Here is a 20,846-nt window from a genome sequence, read left to right on the forward strand (position 1 = left end):
GGGGCGGGGGCGCGCGGCGTATGCGCGGGCGGGGATCGGAATCCCGCATTCTAGGGAATACCGGCTGACGGGAAACTAAGAGTCGATTCCCGCCAGGCGGCCGGTGCTCGGGCGCGAACGCTAGGCCTTTGGCCAGTAGGTGCCGAAATACCAGAGATTGCCCTCGGGGTCGCGGCAGGCGAAGTCGCGGCTGCCGTGCGGCGAGTCATAGGGCTCGGCCACGATGGTCGTGCCGCCTGCCTTCAGCCTGGCGTGCAGGGCGTCGGGATCGTCCACCGCCAGATACAGCGCGTCGGTGCGGCGGCCTTGCGGATCGCCGACCTGTTTGCCGTAGTCGTCGTCGCGATGCTGTCCCAGCATCAGGATGGAACTGCCACAGGCCATTTCGGCGTGTTGCACGACGGCGCCGTCGCGGTAGACGGCCAGTTCCGTGAAGCCCAGCATGGCGGTCAGCCAGCGCATCATGGCGTCCGGATCGTGACAGCGCAGCGTGGGAAACAGGCGGGGCGGTTCTTTGGAGGTCGGGTTCATCGGCAAGCTCCTGGGGCAAGAGGGAGCCTTCATGATGAACCGATGCGCGGGCCGCGGTCTTGAAGATTTGTTACCCGGCCTGGCGCCGCGCCCAGGCCTGCGGCGATTCGCCCGCCAGGTCGATGAATTCACGCGCCAGATGCGCCTGGTCGGCATAGCCGCCGGCGGCGGCCACCTGGGCCCATTCGCTGCCAGGCTCCCGGGCCAGCCGGCAGGCCTGGTGAAAGCGCAGCATGCGCGCCAGGGCTTTCGGGCCCAGGCCCATTTCGGCCCGGAAACGGTGCAGCAGGTGCTTGCGGCTCCAGCCGATTTCGGCGGCCAGCGCGCCGATGCGCAACGCGCCGTGGTCGCGCAGCAGCAGCCGGTAGGCATGCGTCACCGGTTCCGATGGGGCGCGCCCGAGGCGGCGGAGGATGAATGCCTCGACCAGGGCGAAGCGCCGCGGCCAGTCCGGCAGGTTGCCCAGCCGCTCGCGCAGCGCCGGGCCATCGCGGCCGAGCGCGTCGCCCAGGTTGACCAGGCGGTTCGCCAGGTCCGCGACCATGCCGCCGAAGAAGCGGTACGCGCCGGGCAGCGTGAAGTCGACCTGCAGGCATTCGGCGGCGCCGTCGGAGGCGACGAACACCGGGCCGGCATACAGCCCGGACGCGAAGCTGGACCAGGGCGCCGCGGCGTCCGCGCGGCCCAGTCCGATGCCGAAAGGGCTGCCGAAGCTGATCACCAGCGGCACGGTCAGCGGGGCGCCTTCGAGCCACTGCATACCGGCGCCTTGCCCGCTTTCGCGGTAGCCGGTCAGGTGCGACACGATGCCGGCCAGCCGTGCCGACGGCGGGACCTGGATCAACGCGCAGGACGTCTGGCTGGCCATGCGTGCCCCTTGTGGAAAGACACGCCATCGCCGCGGAGGCCGGCGATGGCGCGCGCGTTCAGGCGCCGATCGCCACCAGTTCGGCGCCTTCCGTCACCTGGTCGCCCACGGCGTAGAACAGTTCCTCGACCTTGCCGTCGGCCGGCGCGGAGATGGTGTGCTCCATCTTCATCGCCTCCATCACCAGTAGCGGCTGGCCCTTGGTGACGCTGTCGCCGGCCTTGACGGCAATGGAGATGATCTTGCCCGGCATGGGGGCGGTCAGGCCGCCGCCGTGGTCGCCCTGGGTGTCCTGGGCGTGCGCCAGCGGGTCGTACAGGTCCAGCACGCGCGCGCCGCCGTCGCCAAAGACGTGGGCCTTGTCGGCGTGCAGCACCACCGTGCCGGCGCGCTCGCGGCCGTCCAGCGTGATGCGCAGCACGCGCGCCGGGCCATTGACGTTCTCGGCGCGCCAGGCGAAGGGCCGGGCGCCGTCGCCGCTGTCCAGCGTCCAGTCGGCGCCCTGGCGCGTGACGGTGACGTGACGGGTTTCGCCGTTGTCGATCCATTGCAAGGCGCGCTGGTAGCGCCCGCCCAGGCGCCAGCCATCGTGCGTGTCCCACGGATCGGCCGGGGCGGCGGCCTGCGGCGCCGATTGCGCCTGGCCCTGGCTGGCCAGCACCGCGGCCGTGGCCAGCGCCAGCGTGGCGGCGTCGGTCGGCGTGGGTTCGGGCAGCAGCGTGGCGCGCTGGCGCTCGATCAGGCCGGTGTCGAGGTCCGCCGCGGCGAAGGCGCTGTCGCGCATCAGGCGCGACAGGAAGGCGACGTTGGTCTGCACCCCCACCGCCTGGGTCTGCGCCAGCGCTTGCAGCATGCGGGCGCGGGCCTGGTCGCGGTCGGCGCCGTGCACGATCAGCTTGGCGATCATGGGGTCGTAGAACGGCGTGATGGTGTCGCCGGTGCGCACCCCGCCGTCGACGCGGATGTCGCCGTTGGCGAAGGCGACGTGGGCCGGCAGGCCCAGGTAGGCCAGCGTGCCGATCGACGGCAGGAAGCCTTTCTCGGGGTTCTCGGCGTAGATGCGGGCCTCAATGGCGTGGCCGTGGATGCGCAGGTCTTCCTGGCGCGCCGGCAGCGGCTGGCCGGCGGCCACGCGCAGCTGCCATTCGACCAGGTCATGGCCGGTGATCATCTCGGTGACCGGATGCTCGACCTGCAGGCGCGTGTTCATTTCCATGAAGTAGAAGCGGCCGTCGGGCTCGGCGATGAATTCCACCGTGCCGGCGCCCACGTAGCCCACCGCGCGCGCGGCGGCCACCGCGGCCTCGCCCATGGCGCGGCGGCGTTCCTCGGTCATGCCGGGCGCGGGCGCTTCCTCGATCACTTTCTGGTGGCGGCGCTGCACCGAGCAGTCGCGCTCGAACAGGTAGACGCAGTTGCCGTGGGTGTCGGCGAACACCTGGATCTCGATGTGGCGCGGCTTCTGCAGGTAGCGTTCGATCAGCACGCGGTCGTCGCCGAAGCTGGAGGCGGCCTCGCGCTGGCACGAGGCCAGCGCGTCCAGGAATGCGCCGGACGATTCGACCACGCGCATGCCCTTGCCGCCGCCGCCGGCGCTGGCCTTGATCAGCACCGGGTAGCCGATGGCGTCGGCCTGTTCCTTCAGGAATTGCGGGTCCTGGTTGTCGCCGTGGTAGCCGGGCACCAGCGGCACGCCGGCCTTTTCCATCAGCGACTTGGCGGCGGACTTGCTGCCCATGGCGGCGATGGCCGAGGCCGGCGGGCCGACGAAGGCGATGCCGGCCTGTTCGGCGGCTTCGGCGAAGGCTTCGTTTTCCGACAGGAAGCCGTAGCCGGGGTGGATGGCTTGGGCGCCGGTGTCGCGCGCGGCCTGCAGGATGGCGTCGGCGCGCAGGTAGCTGGCGCGCGGCTCGGGGCCGCCAATGTGCACCGCGACGTCGCAGGCGGCGACGTGGCGGGCGTTGGCGTCGGCGTCGGAATAGACGGCGACGGTGCGGATGCCCAGGCGGCGGGCGGTGGCGGCGACGCGGCAGGCGATTTCGCCGCGGTTGGCAATCAGCAGGGTATCGAACATGGCGTTATCCAGACTGGGATGATTCGTTGACTACGTTGCAGCGGCGAGCGCGTTGCATCCAAAACCCTCACACCTCGCATCACGCCGACCTTATCGGGGACACCGCGGATCCGGCTTCGCCGGTCCGCCGGTGTCGCCCCCTTGAGGGGGCGCGCGCAGCGCGTAGGGGGTGGGCTTTCTTCTACATCCGGAAGACGCCGAAGCGCGTGTCTTCGATCGGCGCGTTCAGCGCCGCCGATAGCGCCAGCCCCAGCACGCGGCGCGTGTCGGCCGGCGCGATGATGCCGTCGTCCCACAGCCGCGCGGTGGCGTAGTACGGATGACCCTCGCGTTCGTATTGCTCGCGGATCGGCGCCTTGAAGGCGTCTTCCTCGGCCGCCGACCACTGGCCGCCGCGCGCCTCGATGCCGTCGCGCTTGACGGTGGCCAGCACGCTGGCGGCCTGCTCGCCGCCCATGACCGAGATGCGCGCGTTGGGCCACATGAACAGCAGGCGCGGCGAGTAGGCGCGGCCGCACATGCCGTAGTTGCCGGCGCCGAACGAGCCGCCGATCAGCACGGTGAACTTGGGCACGTTGGCGGTGGCCACCGCCGTCACCATCTTGGCGCCGTGGCGCGCGATGCCTTCGTTTTCGTACTTGCGGCCGACCATGAAACCGGTGATGTTCTGCAGGAACACCAGCGGGATCTTGCGCTGCGCGCACAGCTCGATGAAGTGCGCGCCCTTCTGCGCCGATTCCGAGAACAGGATGCCGTTGTTGGCGACGATGCCCACCGGCATGCCGTGGATGTGGGCAAAGCCCGTCACCAGCGTGGGGCCGAAGCGCGCCTTGAATTCGTCGAACTCGGAGCCGTCGACGATGCGCGCGATGACCTCGCGCACGTCGTACGGCTTGCGCGTGTCGGCGGGGATGATGCCGTTCAGTTCGGCCGGATCGTAGCGCGGCTCGCGCACCGGCACGGTGGCCAGCGGCGCCGGCTTCTTGCGGTTCAGGCGCGCCACGGCGCCGCGCGCCAGTTGCAGCGCGTGCATGTCGTTGGCGGCCAGATGGTCGGCCACGCCCGACAGGCGCGTATGCACGTCGCCGCCGCCCAGGTCCTCGGCGCTGACTTCCTCGCCGGTGGCGGCCTTCACCAGCGGCGGGCCGCCCAGGAAGATGGTGCCCTGGTTCTTGACGATGATGGACTCGTCGCTCATGGCGGGCACGTAGGCGCCGCCGGCGGTGCAGGATCCCATCACCACCGCGATCTGCGCGATGCCCTGCGCCGACATCTGCGCCTGGTTGTAGAAGATGCGGCCGAAGTGTTCGCGGTCGGGAAAGACCTCGTCCTGCTGCGGCAGGTTGGCGCCGCCGGAATCGACCAGGTAGACGCACGGCAGGCGGTTCTGCGCGGCGATCTCCTGCGCCCGCAGGTGCTTCTTGACCGTCATCGGGTAGTAGGTGCCGCCCTTGACGGTGGCGTCGTTGCAGACGATCACGCATTCGGTGCCGGCGATGCGGCCGATGCCGGTGATGACGCCCGCGCCCGGCGCGTCGCCGTCGTACATGCCGTGCGCCGCCATCGGCGACAGTTCCAGGAACGGCGAACCCGGATCGATCAGTTGTTCGACGCGGTCGCGCGGCAGCAGCTTGCCGCGCGCCACGTGCTTGGCGCGCGACGATTCGCTGCCGCCCAGCGCGGTCCGCGCCAGTTGCTGGCTCAGGTCGTCCAGTTGCGCCTGCATGGCGCGCGCGTTGTCGGTGTAGTCCTGCGACCGCGGATTGATGCGGGATTCGATGATGGGCATGGGGTACCACCCGTCCTGCTTAATGGGATGTTGAAGGCGCTCGGGGTCGAGCGGTTTGTCTCGCTGCCCGCTGAGCCGGGCATTCTTGTCATGGATTAACTCAGCTGCATTTCGTTGCGCCTCTCCCGCACGGCCCGCCGACCGACCCGTCGCGGACTTCGCCTTGCGGAAAAGGCGCAGCGAAATGATGCCCCTCGGTGTGCCCGCTACGCGGGCTTGCGGCCTCCCGAGGCGGCGCTTTTTCCCAGGGACATCCAGGGAAAAAGCGCGCCTCGGGAGAAATACCGCCTTAGACCATCTCGATCGCCATCGCCACGGCTTCACCGCCGCCGATGCACAGCGTGGCCACGCCGCGCTTGCCGCCGGTCTTGCGCAGCGCGCCGATCAGCGTGGTCATCAGGCGCGCGCCGGAGGCGCCGATAGGGTGGCCCAGGGCGGTGGCGCCGCCGTGGATGTTGACCTTGTCGTGCGGCAGCTTGAAGTCGGTCATGGCGGCCATGGTGACCACGGCGAACGCTTCGTTGATCTCGTACAGGTCCACGTCCTCGGCCTTCCAGCCGGTCTTGGCGAACAGGTTCTTGAGCGCGCCGACGGGCGCGGTGGTGAACCAGTTCGGTTCCTGCGAGTGCTGGCTGTGCGCCACGATGCGGGCCAGCGGCTTGATGCCGAGCTTCTCGGCGGTGGAGGCGCGCATCAGCACCATGGCGGCGGCGCCGTCGGAGATCGACGACGAGTTGGCGGCGGTGACGGTGCCGTCCTTCTTGAACGCGGGCTTGAGCGTGGGGATCTTTTCCGGCATGGCCTTGGTGGGGGCCTCGTCGGTGTCGATCACGGTGTCGCCCTTGCGGCCGGCGACCGTGACCGGAGTGATTTCCCACTTGAAGCTGCCGTCCTCGGTGGCGGCGCGGGCGCGGCGCAGCGATTCCAGCGAGAACGCATCCTGCTGCTCGCGCGTGAACGAATACTTGGCGGCGCAATCCTCGGCGAACACGCCCATGGCCTTGCCCTTGTCGTAGGCGTCTTCCAGGCCGTCCAGGGCCATGTGGTCATAGATGGTGCTGTGGCCGTAGCGATAGCCCTGGCGGCCCTTGAGCATCAGGTAGGGCGCGTTGCTCATGCTTTCCTGGCCGCCGGCGACGACGATGTTGGCCGAACCCGCGGCCAGCAGGTCGTGGCCGAACATGGCGGCCTTCAGGCCCGAACCGCACACCTTGTGGATGGTGGTGCACGCCACGCCCAGCGGCAGGCCCGCGCCCAGCGCGGCCTGGCGCGCCGGGGCCTGGCCCTGGCCGGCCTGCAGCACGTTGCCCATGATGACTTCTTCGATCTGCTCGGGCTTGAGGCCGGCGCGTTCGACGGCCGCCTTGATGGCGACCGAGCCCAGCTCGTGCGCGGCCAGGCCGGACAGGCTGCCGAGCATGCCGCCCATGGGCGTGCGGGCGACGGAAACGATAACGATGGGATCTGACATGACTAGCTCCTGTGAGGGTCGGGACAGCGTGTTTTATGCGGTGGCGCCAGCGGGTGCCGGACGCAGCCGTCTGTCCGTATCGTAAGGGAAAAATTCTTCGATCCGGCCTTGCGCCACGTGGGCGCGACAGGCCTGCCACCACTCCGGTTCCAGCAGGTCGGCATGGTGGCGCAGGAAGGCGCCGCGCACACGCGCGTCGCCCAGCAGGAAGCGGCCGAATTCCTCCGGAAAGACGTCGTTCGGTCCGACGGCATACCAGGGTTCGGAGGCCATTTCCGCTTCCTCGTTGGGGGCGGGAGGAATCCGTCGGAAATTCATCTCGGTCATGCGCTGGATTTCGTCGTAGTCGTAGAACACGACCCGGCCCAGCCGCGTCACGCCGAAGTTCTTGTAGAGCATGTCGCCGGGGAAAATGTTGGCGGCGGCCAGCTGGCGGATCGCGTCGCCATATTCGCGCACGGCCGGCTCCAGCAGCGCGTCCGGCGCCTGGCTCAGGTACAGGTTCAGCGGCGTCATGCGCCGTTCGATGTAGACGTGGCGGATGACCACCGTGTCGCCGGTTTCCTCGATCAGGCTGGGCACCAGGCGCCGCAGTTCGTCGAGCAGCTGCGGCGCGAAGCGGGCGCGCGGCAGCGCCACCTGCGAATATTCCCAGGTATCGGCCATGCGGCCGACGCGATCGTGCAGCTTGACCATCTGGTACTTGCGCCGCACGGTGGCGTGGTCCATGCCGTCCTTGTCGATATGGTCCTTGATCAGCTTGAACACGTAGGGATAGGACGGCAGCGTGAACACGCACATCACCATGCCCTTGATGCCGGGCGCGATGTCGAAGGCGTCGCGCGAATGCGCCAGGTGGTGCAGGAAGTCGCGGTAGAACAGCGTCTTGCCCTGCTTCTGCAGGCCGATCATGGTGTACAGCTCGGCCTTGGGCTTGCGCGGCAAGAGGCTGGCCAGGAAGTTGACCACCGCGGCGGGCGTCTCCATGTCCACCAGGAAATACGCGCGCGTGAAGCTGAACAGCGTGCTCAGGTCGTCCGCGCCCAGCAGCAGCGCGTCCAGGTTCACCTGTCCGGCCGGGTTGCGCGTCAACGCCACGGCGAAGGGATAGACGGTGCCCTGGTTGATCAGGCGGCCGACGATGTAGGCGCCCTTGTTGCGAAAGAACAGCGAGCCCAGCGCATGCACCTGGCAGTCGCTGGCGATGCGGCGGCCGACGTGGCGCGGCAACTGCCGTCGCAGCTGGCCGATGGCAGCGCGCGCCAGCAGGCGGGTGTCGCGTGGCAGGTCCTCGAACGGCAGCGCCAGGCCGAAGTCGGCCACCATGCGGATCAGGCTTTTGTGCAGGCCCTCGGTCACCGGGTAGTAGACCCGGTACGACGGCATGCGACTGTCCAGGTAGTCGGTGGCCACGGCCGGCCGCACGAACAGGAAATCGTTGTGGAAGTAGTCGCGGTGCAGCAGCCGGCACGACACCGAGTTGAAGAAGGTCTCGGCGCATTCGGGCTGGCGATGCTCGCCCAGCAGGCCGACGAATTCCTGCTTGATCTGTTGCCAGTAGGCGGTCTGCGTTTCAGTCAGCGCGGCGCCCGCGGCGCCGTTCGCGCCGTTGGTGCCATGGGCGCCGACCGCGCCCTCGGGCCGCCCGCGCAGCACGCCTTCGAGCTGGCTGGCGCACTCGCGCACGCGCATGTCGTAGTACTCGATGCGTTCGCGCGACAGGCGCTGGATGCCGTGCCAGTCGCCCGATTCGAACAGCGCCTTGGCGCGCTGCGCGCTGTAGCGGAACAGCGCGTAGTGGCGGTCGAAGCCGGCCAGGATGCGATGCGCGACGTCCAGCGGCGAGGGGCCCTGCGCGGGCGCCTGCTCGATGTGCTGGACGTCGGACGTGCGGATCATGGCGGACTCGGGCCGAATCAGGCCGTCTCGGCGAACAGCTCGCGGCCGATCAGCATGCGGCGGATCTCGCTGGTGCCGGCGCCGATTTCATACAGCTTGGCGTCGCGCCACAGGCGGCCCACCGGGTATTCATTGATGTAGCCATTGCCGCCCAGGATCTGCACGCCCTCGCCGGCCATCCAGGTGGCCTTCTCGGCGGTGTACAGGATCAGCGCGGCGCAGTCCTTGCGCACCTGGCGCACGTGCTCGGCGCCCAGGCGGTCGAGGTTCTTGCCGACCTGGTAGCAGAAGGCGCGGCTGGCCTGCAGCGTGGTGTAGAGGTCGGCCACCTTGCCCTGGATCAGCTGGAATTCGCCGATGGCCTGGCCGAACTGCTTGCGGTCATGGATGTACGGCACCACCACGTCCATCACGGCCTGCATGATGCCGACCGGGCCGCCGGACAGCACGGCGCGTTCGTAGTCCAGGCCGCTCATCAGCACCTTGACGCCGCCGTTGACCTGGCCCAGCACGTTTTCCTCGGGGATCTCGCAATCCTGGAACACCAGTTCGCCGGTGTGGCTGCCGCGCATGCCGAGCTTGTCCAGCTTCTGCGCCACCGAGAAACCTTTGAAGCCCTTTTCCACCAGGAACGCGGTGATGCCGCGCTGGTGCGCCTCGGGGTCGGTCTTGGCATAGACCACCAGGGTGTCGGCGTCGGGGCCGTTGGTGATCCACATCTTGGAGCCGTTCAGCACGTAGCGGTCGCCCTTCTTGTCGGCGCGCAGCTTCATGCTGACCACGTCCGAGCCGGCGCCCGGTTCGCTCATGGCCAGCGCGCCGACGTGCTCGCCGGAAATCAGCTTGGGCAGGTACTTGGCCTTCTGCGCCGGGGTGCCGTTGCGGTTGATCTGGTTGACGCACAGGTTCGAGTGGGCGCCATAGGACAGGCCGATGGAGGCGCTGGCGCGGGAGATTTCCTCCATCGCCACCATGTGGGCCAGGTAGCCCATGTTGGCGCCGCCGTATTCCTCGCTGGCCGTCATGCCCAGCACGCCCAGGTCGCCGAACTTGCGCCACAGGTCCATGGGGAACTGGTCGCTGCGGTCGACTTCGGCGGCGCGCGGCGCGATCTCGGCCTGCGCAAAAGTGCGCACGGCGTCGCGCAGCATGTCCAGGTCTTCGCCCAGATCGAAGTTCAGGCCAGGAAGGTTCATCGCTGTCTCCGTGATAGTGGGTACTTACATTTTTATGGGCGCCTGCGATCGCGCCGGATCTCGCCGCGTGGCCCCATGATGCGCTGATCGACGCTGGCTACGCAATGATGCACCGCAAATATTACGTTTACGTAAACGTAAATAAGAGTCGGGTTTTCCCTAGGCAAATGTTTGCGTCCCGGGCGGCGCCCCTGGGTACTATTCCCCGGATCCTTGAAACTTGAAATTTTGTTACGGAGTCAGCGGTGTCCGACCTGGCCAATCTCGACGATATTGTGGCGCTGCGGCGCGACCTGCACGCCCATCCCGAGCTCTGCTACGAGGAGCACCGCACCGCCAAGGTGGTGGCCGACGCCCTGCGCGGCTGGGGCATCGAGACCCACACCGGCATCGCCAAGACCGGCGTGGTCGGCGTCATCAAGCGCGGCACTTCCGACCGCGCCATCATGTTGCGCGCCGACATGGACGCCCTGCCGATGCAGGAAGAGAACCAGTTCGAACACCGTTCGCGCCACGACGGCAAGATGCATGGCTGCGGCCATGACGGCCACACCGCCATGCTGCTGGCCGCCGCGCGCCACCTGCAACAGGAAGGCGGCTTCGACGGCACCGTCTATTTCTGTTTCCAGCCGGCCGAGGAAGGCGGCGCCGGTGGCCGCGCCATGATCCAGGACGGCCTGTTCGAGCGCTTCCCCTGCGAAGCCGTGTTCGGCATGCACAACTGGCCGGGCCTGGAAGCCGGCTCGTTCGGCGTCTGCGCCGGGCCGATGATGGCGTCCGCCAACGGTTTCAAGATCACCGTGCGCGGCAAGGGCGGCCATGCCGCCGCGCCGCACGACTGCGCCGACCCGGTGCCGGCGCTGTTCGCCATCGGCCAGTCGCTGCAGACCATCCTGACGCGCAGCAAGCGCCCGCTGGATGCCGCCGTGCTGTCCATCACGCAGGTGCAGGCCGGCGGCAGCGTCATCAACGTGATCCCGGGCAGCGCCTGGCTGGGCGGCTCGGTGCGCGCCTACAGCACCGACGTGGTCGACCTGATCGAGCGCCGCATGCACGAGATCGCCGGCAGCATCGCCGCCGCCCACGGCTGCGAGGCCGAGGTCTACTTCGAACGCCGCTACCCGGCGCTGATCAACACGCCCGCCGAAACCGAGTTCTGCATGCAGGTCATGCGCGAGGTGGCCGGCGCCGACCACGCCCGCGTGATCGAGCCGGTGATGGCCTCGGAGGACTTCGCCTTTCTGTTGCAGGCCAAGCCCGGCTGCTACGTGTTCCTGGGCAACGGCGACGGCGACCACCGCATGGCCGGCCACGGCCTGGGCCCGTGCATGCTGCACAACACCAGCTACGACTTCAACGACGCCCTGATCGCGCCGGGCGCGAGCTACTGGGTGCGGCTGACGCAGCGCTATCTGGCCGGTTGATTCAAGCATTACCTGACGCAGTGCTACGCAACACAACAAGGAAGCCATGAAAAAGAAGATGCTGTTCACGGCCGCGGGGGCGGCCCTGGCAATCATGACGGGCGGCGCCGCGCTGGCGCAGGGCTGGCCCGCCAAGCCCATCACCCTGGTCGTGCCCTACACCGCCGGCGGCAGCGCCGACGCGATCGGACGCCGCCTGGGCGACGTGCTGCGCAAGGAAACCAACGCCACCGTCATCGTCGAGAACAAGCCCGGCGCGGGCGCCTCGGTCGGCACCGACTTCGTGGCGCGCGCCCAGCCGGACGGCGCCACCCTGCTGCTGGCTTCCACCAGCCCGCTGACCATCTTCCCGCACCTGGCCAAGACCAACTACGACCCGATGAAGGACCTGACGCCGGTGGCCAGCGTGGCCGTGGCGCCCGTGGCCATCGTCGCCACCAAGTCCCTGCCGGTGAAGGACTTCGCCGGCCTGATCGAGTACGCCAAGTCGCATCCGGACGGCGTGCGCTACGGCACGCCGGGCCAGGGCACGGTGGCTCACATCGGCATGGCGGCGCTGACCACGCAGACCGGCACCAGAATGCTGCACGTGCCCTACCGCGGCAACAGCCAGGCGCTGACGGACGGCCTGGGCGGCGTGGTCGAACTGCTGGTGGTCAACACCGACGTGGTGCTGCCGCACGTGGCCAGCGGCGCGCTCAAGCCGCTGGCGGTGATGGCGCCCGAGCGCCTGGCCGCCTGGCCCGACGTGCCCACCATGGCCGAACTGAAGCTGCCGCAGGCGCAGTACTACTCGAACTTCGGCATCTTCGCCCCGGCCAACCTGCCGCCGGCGGTGTCGGGTCCGCTGCAGGCCGCGCTGGCCAAGGCCGTGGCCAGCCCCGAGTTCAAGGACCTGCTGGCCAAGTCCTACCTGCAGCCGGGCACCGCGTCCGGCGACGCTTTCGCCAAGCAGGTGCAGGCCGAGTTCGCCAACAACGCCCGCATCATCAAGGAAGGCAACATCAAGGCGGAATGACGCCGGGGCGCGCATCCCGGCCGGGATGCCGCGCAGGCAACGCAAAGCGCGCTCCATGGGGAGCGCGCTTTTTCATTTTCGGAGAGGCGGACCGGCGTCGCGCCGCGTCATTGGGACGGGCCGGCGCGCGCTGGCCCGTCGTGCGCCCACGCGCCTTCGCGGCAATCGGTCAGGCCGTCTTCGGTCCGAACATGATCACCAGCATGCCGGCCAGGCACAGCCCCACGCCGACATAATCGCTGACGCTGGGCCGCACGCCATCGACCGCCCACAGCCACAGCAGCGCCATGCCGATGTACACCCCGCCATAGGCCGCATAGACGCGCCCCGACGCGGTCGGGTGCAGCGTCAGCAGCCAGGCGAACAGCGCCAGGCTGACGGCGGCCGGCGCCAGCAGCCAGATGGAATGACCGCGGCGCAACCACAGGTACGGCAGGTAGCAGCCAATGATTTCGGCCAGCGCGGTCAGGACGAACAGCGCGAAGGTTTGCAGCATCGCCATGGCTGGCGCTTCAGGACCGTTGCTGCGCCAGCAGTTCGTGGCACTGGCGTTCCTGCACGGCAATCTCCTGCAGCGTATCCTCGATGTCGCGGCGCTGCTGTTCCAGCGTGGCGCGGTGCTGGGCCAGCACCGCCAGGTACTGGCGCAACTGCACCTCGGTGTCGCCGGGGCCGTCGTACATGTCGATCAGCGTCAGGATCTCCGACAACTGCAGGCCCAGGCGCTTGCCGCGCAGGGCCAGCTTCAGGCGCGTGCGGTCGCGCGGCCCGAAGATGCGGTTGCGGCCCTCGCGCGCCGGGCTGACGATCCCCTGGTCTTCATAGAAGCGGATCGTGCGGGGCGTGACGTCGAACTCGCGGGCGAGCTCGGAGATGGTCCAGGTTGACGGGGACATGCGACGTGTGGCAGTTTACGTAAACGTAAATTATGATGACTTGACGCGATCGTCAAGCGTGGAGAGCGAGGCAATGAACCCCAACGAACAGAAGCTGCAGTATCCCTGGGCCGATTTCCAGCCCGAAGCCGGCCGCGCCCACCAGGTGGCCGAGGGCGTCAAGTGGATCCGCATGCCGCTGCCGTTCGCGCTGGATCATATCAATCTCTGGCTGCTGCGCGACCGCATCGACGGCCGCGACGGCTGGACCATCGTCGACTGCGGCATCTCGCGCGACGAGGTCAAGACGCTGTGGGAACAGGTGTTCGAGAACGAACTGGAAGGCCTGCCGGTGCTGCGCGTCATCGTCACCCACATGCACCCGGACCACATCGGCCTGGCCTACTGGCTCTGTGAACGCTGGGACGCGCGGCTGTGGATGACCATGACCGACTTCATGGTCGCGTCGCTGTGGTCGTCGCGCCGCAATGACGCCGGCGCCGGGCCTGGCGGCCAGTCGGCGGTCGACCATTTCGCCCGCCACGGCCTGACCGATCCGGACGCGCAGGAACAGATCCGCCAGCGCGCCAACTACTTTCCCAACCTGGTGCCGGCCGTGCCGTCGCGCTACACCCGCATCATGCATGGCGACGCGGTGCGCATCGGCGCGCACGACTGGCGCGTCATCGTCGGCTACGGCCACGCGCCCGAGCACGCCTCGCTGCATTCGCCCGACCTGGGCGTGCTGATCTCCGGCGACATGGTGCTGCCGCGCATCTCCACCAACGTCAGTGTGTTCGACTACGAGCCCGACGCCAACCCGCTGCCGCTGTACCTGCGCTCGCTCGACGGCTACGCCGACGTGCCGCGCGACACGCTGGTGCTGCCGTCGCATGGCCGGCCGTTCAAGGGCCTGCACGAACGCATCGCGCAGCAGCACGAGCACCATCGCGACCGCCTGGCCGAGGTGCTGGAAGCCTGTAAGGCCGGACCGCAATCGACCTCGGACATCGTGCCGGTGCTGTTCAAGCGCAAGCTCGACCTGCACCAGCTCACCTTTGCCATGGGCGAGGCGCTGGCGCACCTGCATGCGCTGTATTTCGAAGGCAAGCTGACGCGCAGCACAGGCGCGGACGGCATCGTGCGCTTCAAGGCGGCCTGACGCCGCTCCCCGTCACGTTGCGCGGCGGCGTCCCGCGGGCGCGAACCGGCGCGCGTGGCTTCGCCGGGCGGGACTTCGCCAGGCCCGCGCCGGAAGGTGGCCTCAGCGCGTGGCCGTCGCCAGCCGCACGGCCAGCCCCACGAACACCAGCGCCGCGACGCGGTTGAGCCAGCGCTTGGCCGTGACCGAGCGCTGCAGCAGTTCGCCGAACGCGCCCGAGAAGAAGGCGATCGCGCCGAACACCAGCAGCGTGGCCAGCATGAACACCGCGCCCAGCTGCACCGTCTGCCAGCCCACCGCGCCCAGCCTGGGCGAGGTGAACTGCGGCAGGAAGGCAAAGAAGAACAGCAGCACCTTGGGATTGGTCAGGTTCATGACGATGCCGCGCCGGTACAGCGCGGAGGTCTTCATCGGCTCGGGCCGCTGGCCGTCCTCGGCATGCACCGGCGCCCGCAGGATCTGCCACGCCAGGTAGGCCAGATAGGCTGCGCCGGCCAGCTTCAATACCGTGAACGCCACCGGCGAGGCGGCGAATACGGCGGCCAGCCCGAGCGCCACGGCGGCGGTGTGGCCCAGCAGCCCGGTGCACAGCCCCAGCACCACGAACAGCCCGGCCTTGCGGCCCCAGATGGCCGATTGCATCAGCACGAACAGGTTGTCGGGCCCGGGTGTCAGGGCCAGCAATACGGCAATGCCGAAGAACGCGATCAGGGAGTCTAGGGGCAGCATGGGATCTCGCCAGGGTCGGGCGGCGCCTTGCGCGCCGGCAATCAAGTGGCATCATACGAGGAAACCAAGGAGACACCATGTCCGCCGTACCCGAATCCGCCGCCGCGCGTCCCGACGCCGCGCTCGAAGACTGGCTGCGCGCGCGCCACAGTTGCCGCGCCTTCCTGCCCGAGCCGGTGCCGCGCGCCACCATCGAACGCATCCTGACGCTGGCGCAGCGCACCGCGTCCTGGTGCAACTGCCAGCCGTGGCAGGTGACGGTGGCCTCGGGCGACGGCGCGCGGCGCCTGAGCCGGGCCCTGGTGGAACGCGCCGGGCAAGCGGGCTTCAGGCCCGATTTCCCGTTCCCGCGCGAGTACCAGGGCGACTACCTGGCGCGGCGCCGCGAGTCGGGCTTCCAGCTGTATGGGGCCGTGGGCGTGGCGCGCGGCGACCGCGAGGCCTACCGCCGCCAGGAACTGCGCAACTTCCAGTTGTTCGATGCGCCGCACGTGGCCATCATCACCACCGACGAGGCGCTGGGCGAATACGGCGCCATCGACTGCGGCGGTTATGTGGCCAATTTCCTGCTGGCGGCGCAGGCCAACGGCGTGGCCACGGTGGCGCAGGCCTCGCTGGCGATGTATCCCGAGGTGCTGCGCGAACAGCTGGGCATCGGCGCCGACCGCCGCGTGGTTTGCGCCATTTCGTTCGGCTATGCCGACGCCGCGCATCCGGCCAACAGCTACCGCACCAGCCGCGCCGACCTGGACGCGGCGGTGCGCTGGATCGACTGACACCGGACCCCGGGGGCGCGACATCCGCGCGCGTTCCTGCTACGGTTCGGGTTCTCCCAATACGCAAGCATTCCCTCTTGAAGATGGCTACCAAACACATCGATACGGTTTTGCAGCACGCGGGCACAGCCCCGTTCAACCCCGAGACGGGCACGGCGCCGGTGCCGCTGCCGCCGATGCGGGCCAGCACGGTGCGTTTCGAGAACCTGGCGGCCCTGGAAAAGGCCCAGCGCAACAAGGCCGCCGGCGGCCGCGCCACCACCTATGGCCGCATGGGCATGGACACGCACGCGGCGCTGGAGCAGGTTTTCGCGCAGCTCGAAGGCGGCACGCACGCCTACCTGGCGTCGTCCGGCCTGTCGGCCATGACCATGGTGATGCTGGCGCTGTGCTCGGCCGGCGACCACGCCCTGATCTCCGATTGCGTCTACGGCCCGATGCGCGAGCTGGACGATGCCGTGCTCAAGCGCATGAACATCGCCGTCACCTACTTCGCCGCCGGCGAAGACCTGGACGCGCTGGTGCAGCCCAACACCAGGCTGCTGTACGTGGAATCGCCCGGCTCGCTGCTGTTCGAGATGCTCGACATGGGCGCCATGGCCGCCATCGCGCAGCGCCACGGCCTGGTGCTGGCCACCGACAACACCTGGGGTTCGGGCTACATCTACCGGCCGCTGACGCTGGGCGCGCAGGTGTCGGTCATCGCCGGCACCAAGTACGTGGGCGGCCATTCCGACCTGATGCTGGGCGCGGTGGTCACCAATGACGAGGCGATTGCCAAGAAACTGAACCGCACCCAGTACGCGATGGGCTACTCCATCAGCGCCGACGACGCCTGGCTGGCGCTGCGCGGCGTGCGCACCATGCCGATCCGCATGGCGCAGCACGCGCGCCACGCGCTGCAAGTGTGCGAGTTCTTCAAGAGCCGTCCCGAGACCGTGCGCCTGTTCCACCCCGCCTGGCCGCAGGATCCGGGCCATGCACTGTGGCAGCGCGACTGCACGGGCTCCAACGGCATGCTGTCGGTCGAACTGCGCCTGTCGCCGGCGGCCGCGCGCGTGTTCGTGGACGAACTGGAACTGTTCGGCATCGGCTTCTCGTGGGGCGGCTACGAAAGCCTGGTGCAGCTGGTGTCGCCCAAGGACCTGTCGCACCACCGTTATTGGGGCGAGGGCCAGAACGCGCTGGTGCGCCTGCACATCGGCCTGGAGTCGCCGCAGGACATCATTGCCGACCTGACGCAGGCGCTGGAGAAGGCCGCGGCGGTCAAGGGCTGACGCCTCAGGCGTTGGCGCGGATCCACGCGCCGATGCGCGCGGCGATGTCGTCGCTGTTGTCGTCCATCATGGGCATGTGCGAGTTGCCACGGATGCCCATGCCGGCCAGGCGCCAGCTGGTGACGCGGCCGCCGCGCGCGGCCAAGCGGTCGGCGTAGGCCTGCCCGGCCGCATCCAGCTTGGCCCACAGCGGCGTGGCGTCCAGATAATCGCCGTAGACGAACAAGAAGGGCTTGCCCGCCACCGCGGCCGGGTCCACCTCCTGCGAGAAGCCCGACGGTTCGATGCCGATGACGCCGCGCACCAGATCCGGCCGCGCCTGCAGCGCGCGGTAGGCCACTTCGCCGCCATGGCTGTGCGCCAGCACCAGGCACGGGCCGATGCGTTCCATCGCGGCGCAAAAGCCCGCCAGCGCCGCATCGTTGTTGCCGAGCCAGCGCGGCACGGCGTGGCGGATGAAATCATCGAAGGCCGCCAGCGGAAAGCGCTGGCCGTCGAAGGCGCGGCGCTGCGCGTAGTCCTCGGCGCGGCCGAAGCGGAACAGCGACCAGCTTTCCTCGGCGTTGCGCACGATCGGCGCGTCCGGCCACACCTCCTCGAACGGCGTCCAGCCGGCGCGGCCGCGCTCGACATTGTCGACCACATACACCGCATGGCCCTGCCGCACGAAGTGCTGCAGCCAGCCGGACCGCCCGTCCGGCGTCTGTTCCCACATCGCGCCGGTCATGCCGCCACCATGCAGCAGCACCAGCGGCAGCGGATGGCGGCGCTCGGCCGGGATGAAGTACTGCACGTAGGCCTGTTCGACGTGGTACAGGCCGTTGGGGTCATACGACAGCGAGGCGGTCTTGGTGAAGGCGATCTCGCGCACCGGGCGGCCGCTGATATGCGCCTGCCGCCCGCCCGCGTAGAAGCTGCCGAAATCGGCCAGCGCCAGGGGGCCTACTTCTTGACCAGCGGACATTGGCTTTCCGACAGGGGCCAGGCGAGCGAGTCGCCGGGAATGGTGCGCACGATGTTGTAGTAGTCCCAGGGCGCCTTGGACTGGTCGGGTGACTTGACCTGCGCCAGCATCATGTCGCGCACCACCAGGCCGTCCTCGCGGATGTGCGCGTTCAGGCTGAAGGCGTCGTCGATCGGCATCGACTTCATCTTGGCCATCACCGCGTCCGAATCGGTGGTGCCGGCCGCCTGCACCGCGCGCAGGTAGTGGCGCACCGAGCTGTAGACGCCGGCCTGCAGGAAGGTGGGCGGGCGGCCCAGGCGGGCCTCGAACTTCTTGCTGAAGGCGCGGGTGCCGTCGTTCATGTCCCAATAGGACGGCACCGTCAGGTAGGTGTGCTGCGCGGCCTGCAATCCCAGGCTGTGCACGTCGGTCAGCAGCAATAGCATCGCCGCCAGCTTCTGGCCGCCGCTGGCGATGCCGAATTCGGCCGCCTGCTTGATCGCCGAGATGGTGTCGCCGCCGGCGTTGGCGACGGCGATGATCTGCGCCTTGGAGGCCTGCGCCTGCAGCAGGAACGAGGCGAAATCCGAGGCGTTGAGCGGATGGAACACCGTGTCCACGACCTCGCCGCCGTTGGCCTTGACCACGGTCTCGGTGTCGGCGGCCAACTGCTTGCCGAAGGCGTAATCGGACGCCAGGATGAACCAGCGCTTGTTGCCTTCCTTGACCACGGCGGTGGCGGTGCCGCGCGACAGCGCGTAGGTGGTGTAGGTCCATTGCACGCCATACGGCGAGCACTGGGCCTGCGTCAGCGCGGTGGTGCCGGGGCTGGAGAACAGCACCAGCTTTTTCTTTTCGCGCGCGATGCCCTGCACCGCCAGCGCCACCGACGAATTGGGCACGTCCACCACCACGTCGACGCCATCGGTGTCGTACCACTTGCGCACCATGCCGCTGCCGATGTCGGGCCGGTGCTGGTGGTCGCCGGACACCAGCGCCACGGGCTTGCCGAGCACGCTGCCGCCCAGTTCCTCGATCGCCAGGCGGGCCGCTTCGACCGAGCCGCGCCCGGTGGCGTCGGCGGTGACGCCGGCCATGTCCGTCAGGACGCCGATCTTCACGCCGTCGGCGTCATTGGCTTGCGCCGCAAGGCCGGCCAGCGCCAGGCTCACGCCCAGCGCCGCGCGGCGCAGGAATTGCTGTCTCATCTTCCACCCCTTGTAGGCCGCGCGTGGCGGCGAATAATTATGGGAGGAAGTGTAGCTCGCGGCGGGCGCTTTGCCGCCTGCGCCCGCCTTGGGGATGACCCCATGAAAAACGCCCCGGCCGGTCGGCGCGGGGCGTCGTCATGAACGCGGTTCAGGCGCGGATCACTTGCCGCGGGCCATCGGGATCAGCTTGTTCACTTCCTGCAGGGCGCCTTCGTAGCTGTTGCCCGCCATGACCGGCGAGGTCATGAACTTGCCGCCGACGGCGAACGACGGCGTGCCTTCGATGCGATAGGCTTCGGCCAGCTGGTTGGCGCGCTGCACCTGGGTCTGCACGCTGAACGAATCGAACACCGAGTCGAACTTGGCGCGGTCCACGCCCTGCGCGGCGGCCCACTCGCCCATGGCCTTCTTGTCGATCAGGCGCTTGTGCTCGCCGTGGATGGCGGTGAAGACCTTGGCATGCAGGTCCGGCCGATCCAGGGCCACCAGGGTGTAGTACAGCTGTTGCAGCGGCTTCATGCCGGCGTTGAAGGCGATCGGCACCTGCTTGAGCACGACGTCTTCGGGCTTGGTCTTGGCCCAGTCCTCGACCATGGGTTCCATGGCGGCGCAGTGCGGGCAGGTGTAGGCGAAGAATTCCAGGACCTCGATCTTGCCCGGGGTATCCGACGGCAGCGGCGGATTGATCGGCACATAGGCCTGGGTGCCCTGGGCGTGGCTGGCCGGGCTGAAGAACGCGGTGGCGGTCAGCGCGGCGGCTGCCAGGATGCGGATGAGCTTGGGGGACAGCATGATGGGGTGAGGTTCCTGAACAAAGAGGTTACAGACAGGGCCGGGCCTGGATTAGTTCAATCAAAAACCATGATGGGCGCGCCATGTTACTGGCGCACCACTGCCGTTTCGATCTTGTTCTCGCCCAGCCGGCCACGGGCGCGGTTCATGTCGTCCAGGCGGGCGAACGGCCCGACGCGCACGCGGTTGATCGGCTTGCCGTTGACTTCGGCCTTCTGCACCGCCACCGGCAGGCCCAGCAGGATGATGCGAGCCTTGAGCGATTCGGCGTCGTCCTGGCCGCGGAAGGCGCCGGCCTGCAGGTAGTACGAACCATTGGCCGACGCGCTCGGGGCGGCGCTGGCGACCGGCGCCTTGGCCGCGGGGGCCGGGGTCGGCGCCACCTTGGCGATGGGCGTGGGCGGCGCGCTGGCGGCCGGCGCGGGGGCGGCCGCGGGCGTGTTGTTGGAGGTCGGCAGGGTGGCGATCAGCGCGCCCAGGTCGTCCGACTTGCCCGCCGGCGCGGTGCCGCCCGCGCCCGGCAGCGGCGCGGGCGCCGTGGCGGTCGGGCCGGTGGGCGGGGAACCCGCCGCGCCGTCGCGGCCGTACAGGCCGGCGTTGGGATCCGGCGCCTGGCGCGGATCGGGCAGCTTGCCGGCGTCGCCCTGACGGGTGGCGCGATCGACAAAGGGCACGGGCGCCTTGGTGACGTAGAACGCCACGACGGCGGCGACGATCAAGCCGAGGAGCAGACCGGCCAGCGCCCCGTACAGGGTGCTGCCGCTTTCGCCTGACCGGCGGGTGGATTTGCGCTTGGTGGCCATGTACC

At 68.9% G+C, this 20,846-nt stretch carries 19 protein-coding genes; 5 read left to right on the forward strand and 14 right to left on the reverse strand.

The window, feature by feature from the left end; all coding sequences use genetic code 11:
- Nucleotides 1–120 precede the first annotated feature (120 nt).
- The 7 genes from AT699_RS00555 to AT699_RS00585 form a co-directional block, all read right to left on the reverse strand.
- Complete coding sequence (locus AT699_RS00555) at nt 121–531, reverse strand: VOC family protein (protein WP_006386954.1); 411 nt, start codon at nt 529–531, stop codon at nt 121–123.
- 70 nt (nt 532–601) lie between these two features.
- On the reverse strand, nt 602–1,399 hold the full coding sequence (locus AT699_RS00560; RefSeq protein WP_024067382.1) for a helix-turn-helix domain-containing protein: 798 nt from the start codon (nt 1,397–1,399) through the stop codon (nt 602–604).
- A gap of 58 nt (nt 1,400–1,457) precedes the next feature.
- On the reverse strand, nt 1,458–3,473 hold the full coding sequence (locus AT699_RS00565) for an acetyl/propionyl/methylcrotonyl-CoA carboxylase subunit alpha (protein WP_024067383.1): 2,016 nt from the start codon (nt 3,471–3,473) through the stop codon (nt 1,458–1,460).
- A 181-nt stretch (nt 3,474–3,654) separates the two neighbouring features.
- Complete coding sequence (locus AT699_RS00570; RefSeq protein ID WP_006386958.1) at nt 3,655–5,262, reverse strand: carboxyl transferase domain-containing protein; 1,608 nt, start codon at nt 5,260–5,262, stop codon at nt 3,655–3,657.
- 289 nt (nt 5,263–5,551) lie between these two features.
- Nucleotides 5,552–6,733 carry an acetyl-CoA C-acetyltransferase gene (locus AT699_RS00575; protein ID WP_006386959.1) on the reverse strand — a complete coding sequence of 394 codons (1,182 nt, stop codon included), beginning with the start codon at nt 6,731–6,733 and terminating at the stop codon, nt 5,552–5,554.
- 33 nt (nt 6,734–6,766) lie between these two features.
- Nucleotides 6,767–8,632, reverse strand: a complete 1,866-nt coding sequence (gene aceK, locus AT699_RS00580; RefSeq protein WP_024067384.1) for a bifunctional isocitrate dehydrogenase kinase/phosphatase — start codon at nt 8,630–8,632, stop codon at nt 6,767–6,769.
- Nucleotides 8,633–8,649: 17 nt separating this feature from the next.
- On the reverse strand, nt 8,650–9,828 hold the full coding sequence (locus AT699_RS00585; protein WP_006386961.1) for an isovaleryl-CoA dehydrogenase: 1,179 nt from the start codon (nt 9,826–9,828) through the stop codon (nt 8,650–8,652).
- A 245-nt stretch (nt 9,829–10,073) separates the two neighbouring features.
- Between AT699_RS00585 and AT699_RS00590 the strand changes: the two genes are divergently transcribed.
- Both AT699_RS00590 and AT699_RS00595 read left to right on the forward strand, forming a co-directional pair.
- Nucleotides 10,074–11,252, forward strand: a complete 1,179-nt coding sequence (locus tag AT699_RS00590; RefSeq protein ID WP_024067385.1) for a M20 aminoacylase family protein — start codon at nt 10,074–10,076, stop codon at nt 11,250–11,252.
- Nucleotides 11,253–11,298: 46 nt separating this feature from the next.
- Nucleotides 11,299–12,270 carry a Bug family tripartite tricarboxylate transporter substrate binding protein gene (locus AT699_RS00595; protein ID WP_024067386.1) on the forward strand — a complete coding sequence of 324 codons (972 nt, stop codon included), beginning with the start codon at nt 11,299–11,301 and terminating at the stop codon, nt 12,268–12,270.
- A gap of 169 nt (nt 12,271–12,439) precedes the next feature.
- On the opposite strand, the gene AT699_RS00600 is transcribed toward AT699_RS00595, so the two are convergent.
- Both AT699_RS00600 and AT699_RS00605 read right to left on the reverse strand, forming a co-directional pair.
- Entirely contained in the window at nt 12,440–12,772 is a 333-nt protein-coding gene (locus tag AT699_RS00600; protein WP_006386964.1) for a YnfA family protein, read from the reverse strand.
- A gap of 10 nt (nt 12,773–12,782) precedes the next feature.
- Nucleotides 12,783–13,166, reverse strand: a complete 384-nt coding sequence (locus AT699_RS00605) for a MerR family transcriptional regulator (protein WP_006386965.1) — start codon at nt 13,164–13,166, stop codon at nt 12,783–12,785.
- A gap of 73 nt (nt 13,167–13,239) precedes the next feature.
- Here AT699_RS00605 and AT699_RS00610 point away from each other — a divergent pair, with 73 nt between their 5' ends.
- Nucleotides 13,240–14,307, forward strand: a complete 1,068-nt coding sequence (locus AT699_RS00610) for an MBL fold metallo-hydrolase (protein ID WP_024067387.1) — start codon at nt 13,240–13,242, stop codon at nt 14,305–14,307.
- 102 nt (nt 14,308–14,409) lie between these two features.
- On the opposite strand, the gene AT699_RS00615 is transcribed toward AT699_RS00610, so the two are convergent.
- Nucleotides 14,410–15,036 (reverse strand): LysE family translocator, encoded by a 627-nt coding sequence (locus AT699_RS00615; protein WP_006386967.1) that lies wholly within the window; start codon nt 15,034–15,036, stop codon nt 14,410–14,412.
- A 77-nt stretch (nt 15,037–15,113) separates the two neighbouring features.
- Here AT699_RS00615 and AT699_RS00620 point away from each other — a divergent pair, with 77 nt between their 5' ends.
- Nucleotides 15,114–15,812, forward strand: coding sequence for a nitroreductase (locus tag AT699_RS00620; RefSeq protein ID WP_024067388.1), 699 nt, complete (start codon nt 15,114–15,116; stop codon nt 15,810–15,812).
- An 83-nt stretch (nt 15,813–15,895) separates the two neighbouring features.
- A complete protein-coding gene (metC, locus tag AT699_RS00625) occupies nt 15,896–17,089 on the forward strand; it encodes a cystathionine beta-lyase (protein ID WP_024067389.1) in 1,194 nt (397 codons plus the stop codon).
- Nucleotides 17,090–17,093: 4 nt separating this feature from the next.
- Here metC and AT699_RS00630 read toward each other — a convergent pair whose 3' ends face one another.
- The 4 genes from AT699_RS00630 to AT699_RS00645 all read right to left on the reverse strand — a co-directional run bounded on the left by AT699_RS00630 (nt 17,094) and on the right by AT699_RS00645 (nt 20,841).
- Complete coding sequence (locus tag AT699_RS00630; RefSeq protein WP_024067390.1) at nt 17,094–18,053, reverse strand: alpha/beta hydrolase; 960 nt, start codon at nt 18,051–18,053, stop codon at nt 17,094–17,096.
- Nucleotides 18,032–19,243, reverse strand: a complete 1,212-nt coding sequence (locus AT699_RS00635) for an ABC transporter substrate-binding protein (RefSeq protein WP_024067391.1) — start codon at nt 19,241–19,243, stop codon at nt 18,032–18,034. Before AT699_RS00635 ends, AT699_RS00630 begins: the two co-directional genes overlap by 22 nt.
- A gap of 162 nt (nt 19,244–19,405) precedes the next feature.
- Nucleotides 19,406–20,038, reverse strand: a complete 633-nt coding sequence (locus AT699_RS00640; protein ID WP_006386972.1) for a thiol:disulfide interchange protein DsbA/DsbL — start codon at nt 20,036–20,038, stop codon at nt 19,406–19,408.
- 86 nt (nt 20,039–20,124) lie between these two features.
- Nucleotides 20,125–20,841 carry an SPOR domain-containing protein gene (locus AT699_RS00645; protein WP_024067392.1) on the reverse strand — a complete coding sequence of 239 codons (717 nt, stop codon included), beginning with the start codon at nt 20,839–20,841 and terminating at the stop codon, nt 20,125–20,127.
- Nucleotides 20,842–20,846 lie beyond the last annotated feature (5 nt).

This window comes from Achromobacter xylosoxidans, assembly GCF_001457475.1.
Classification (GTDB): domain Bacteria; phylum Pseudomonadota; class Gammaproteobacteria; order Burkholderiales; family Burkholderiaceae_B; genus Achromobacter; species Achromobacter xylosoxidans.

What these genes read in the sequence shown, in the direction of transcription:
- AT699_RS00585 (WP_006386961.1), bottom strand. Translation starts at nt 9,828, where the DNA reads ATGAACCTTCCTGGCCTGAACTTCGATCTGGGCGAAGACCTGGACATG.
- AT699_RS00565 (WP_024067383.1), bottom strand. Translation starts at nt 3,473, where the DNA reads ATGTTCGATACCCTGCTGATTGCCAACCGCGGCGAAATCGCCTGCCGC.
- metC (WP_024067389.1), top strand. Translation starts at nt 15,896, where the DNA reads ATGGCTACCAAACACATCGATACGGTTTTGCAGCACGCGGGCACAGCC.
- AT699_RS00615 (WP_006386967.1), bottom strand. Translation starts at nt 15,036, where the DNA reads ATGCTGCCCCTAGACTCCCTGATCGCGTTCTTCGGCATTGCCGTATTG.
- AT699_RS00610 (WP_024067387.1), top strand. Translation starts at nt 13,240, where the DNA reads ATGAACCCCAACGAACAGAAGCTGCAGTATCCCTGGGCCGATTTCCAG.
- AT699_RS00600 (WP_006386964.1), bottom strand. Translation starts at nt 12,772, where the DNA reads ATGGCGATGCTGCAAACCTTCGCGCTGTTCGTCCTGACCGCGCTGGCC.
- AT699_RS00640 (WP_006386972.1), bottom strand. Translation starts at nt 20,038, where the DNA reads ATGCTGTCCCCCAAGCTCATCCGCATCCTGGCAGCCGCCGCGCTGACC.
- AT699_RS00605 (WP_006386965.1), bottom strand. Translation starts at nt 13,166, where the DNA reads ATGTCCCCGTCAACCTGGACCATCTCCGAGCTCGCCCGCGAGTTCGAC.
- AT699_RS00635 (WP_024067391.1), bottom strand. Translation starts at nt 19,243, where the DNA reads ATGAGACAGCAATTCCTGCGCCGCGCGGCGCTGGGCGTGAGCCTGGCG.
- AT699_RS00555 (WP_006386954.1), bottom strand. Translation starts at nt 531, where the DNA reads ATGAACCCGACCTCCAAAGAACCGCCCCGCCTGTTTCCCACGCTGCGC.
- AT699_RS00595 (WP_024067386.1), top strand. Translation starts at nt 11,299, where the DNA reads ATGAAAAAGAAGATGCTGTTCACGGCCGCGGGGGCGGCCCTGGCAATC.
- AT699_RS00560 (WP_024067382.1), bottom strand. Translation starts at nt 1,399, where the DNA reads ATGGCCAGCCAGACGTCCTGCGCGTTGATCCAGGTCCCGCCGTCGGCA.
- AT699_RS00570 (WP_006386958.1), bottom strand. Translation starts at nt 5,262, where the DNA reads ATGCCCATCATCGAATCCCGCATCAATCCGCGGTCGCAGGACTACACC.
- AT699_RS00575 (WP_006386959.1), bottom strand. Translation starts at nt 6,733, where the DNA reads ATGTCAGATCCCATCGTTATCGTTTCCGTCGCCCGCACGCCCATGGGC.
- AT699_RS00620 (WP_024067388.1), top strand. Translation starts at nt 15,114, where the DNA reads ATGTCCGCCGTACCCGAATCCGCCGCCGCGCGTCCCGACGCCGCGCTC.
- AT699_RS00630 (WP_024067390.1), bottom strand. Translation starts at nt 18,053, where the DNA reads ATGTCCGCTGGTCAAGAAGTAGGCCCCCTGGCGCTGGCCGATTTCGGC.
- AT699_RS00645 (WP_024067392.1), bottom strand. Translation starts at nt 20,841, where the DNA reads ATGGCCACCAAGCGCAAATCCACCCGCCGGTCAGGCGAAAGCGGCAGC.
- aceK (WP_024067384.1), bottom strand. Translation starts at nt 8,632, where the DNA reads ATGATCCGCACGTCCGACGTCCAGCACATCGAGCAGGCGCCCGCGCAG.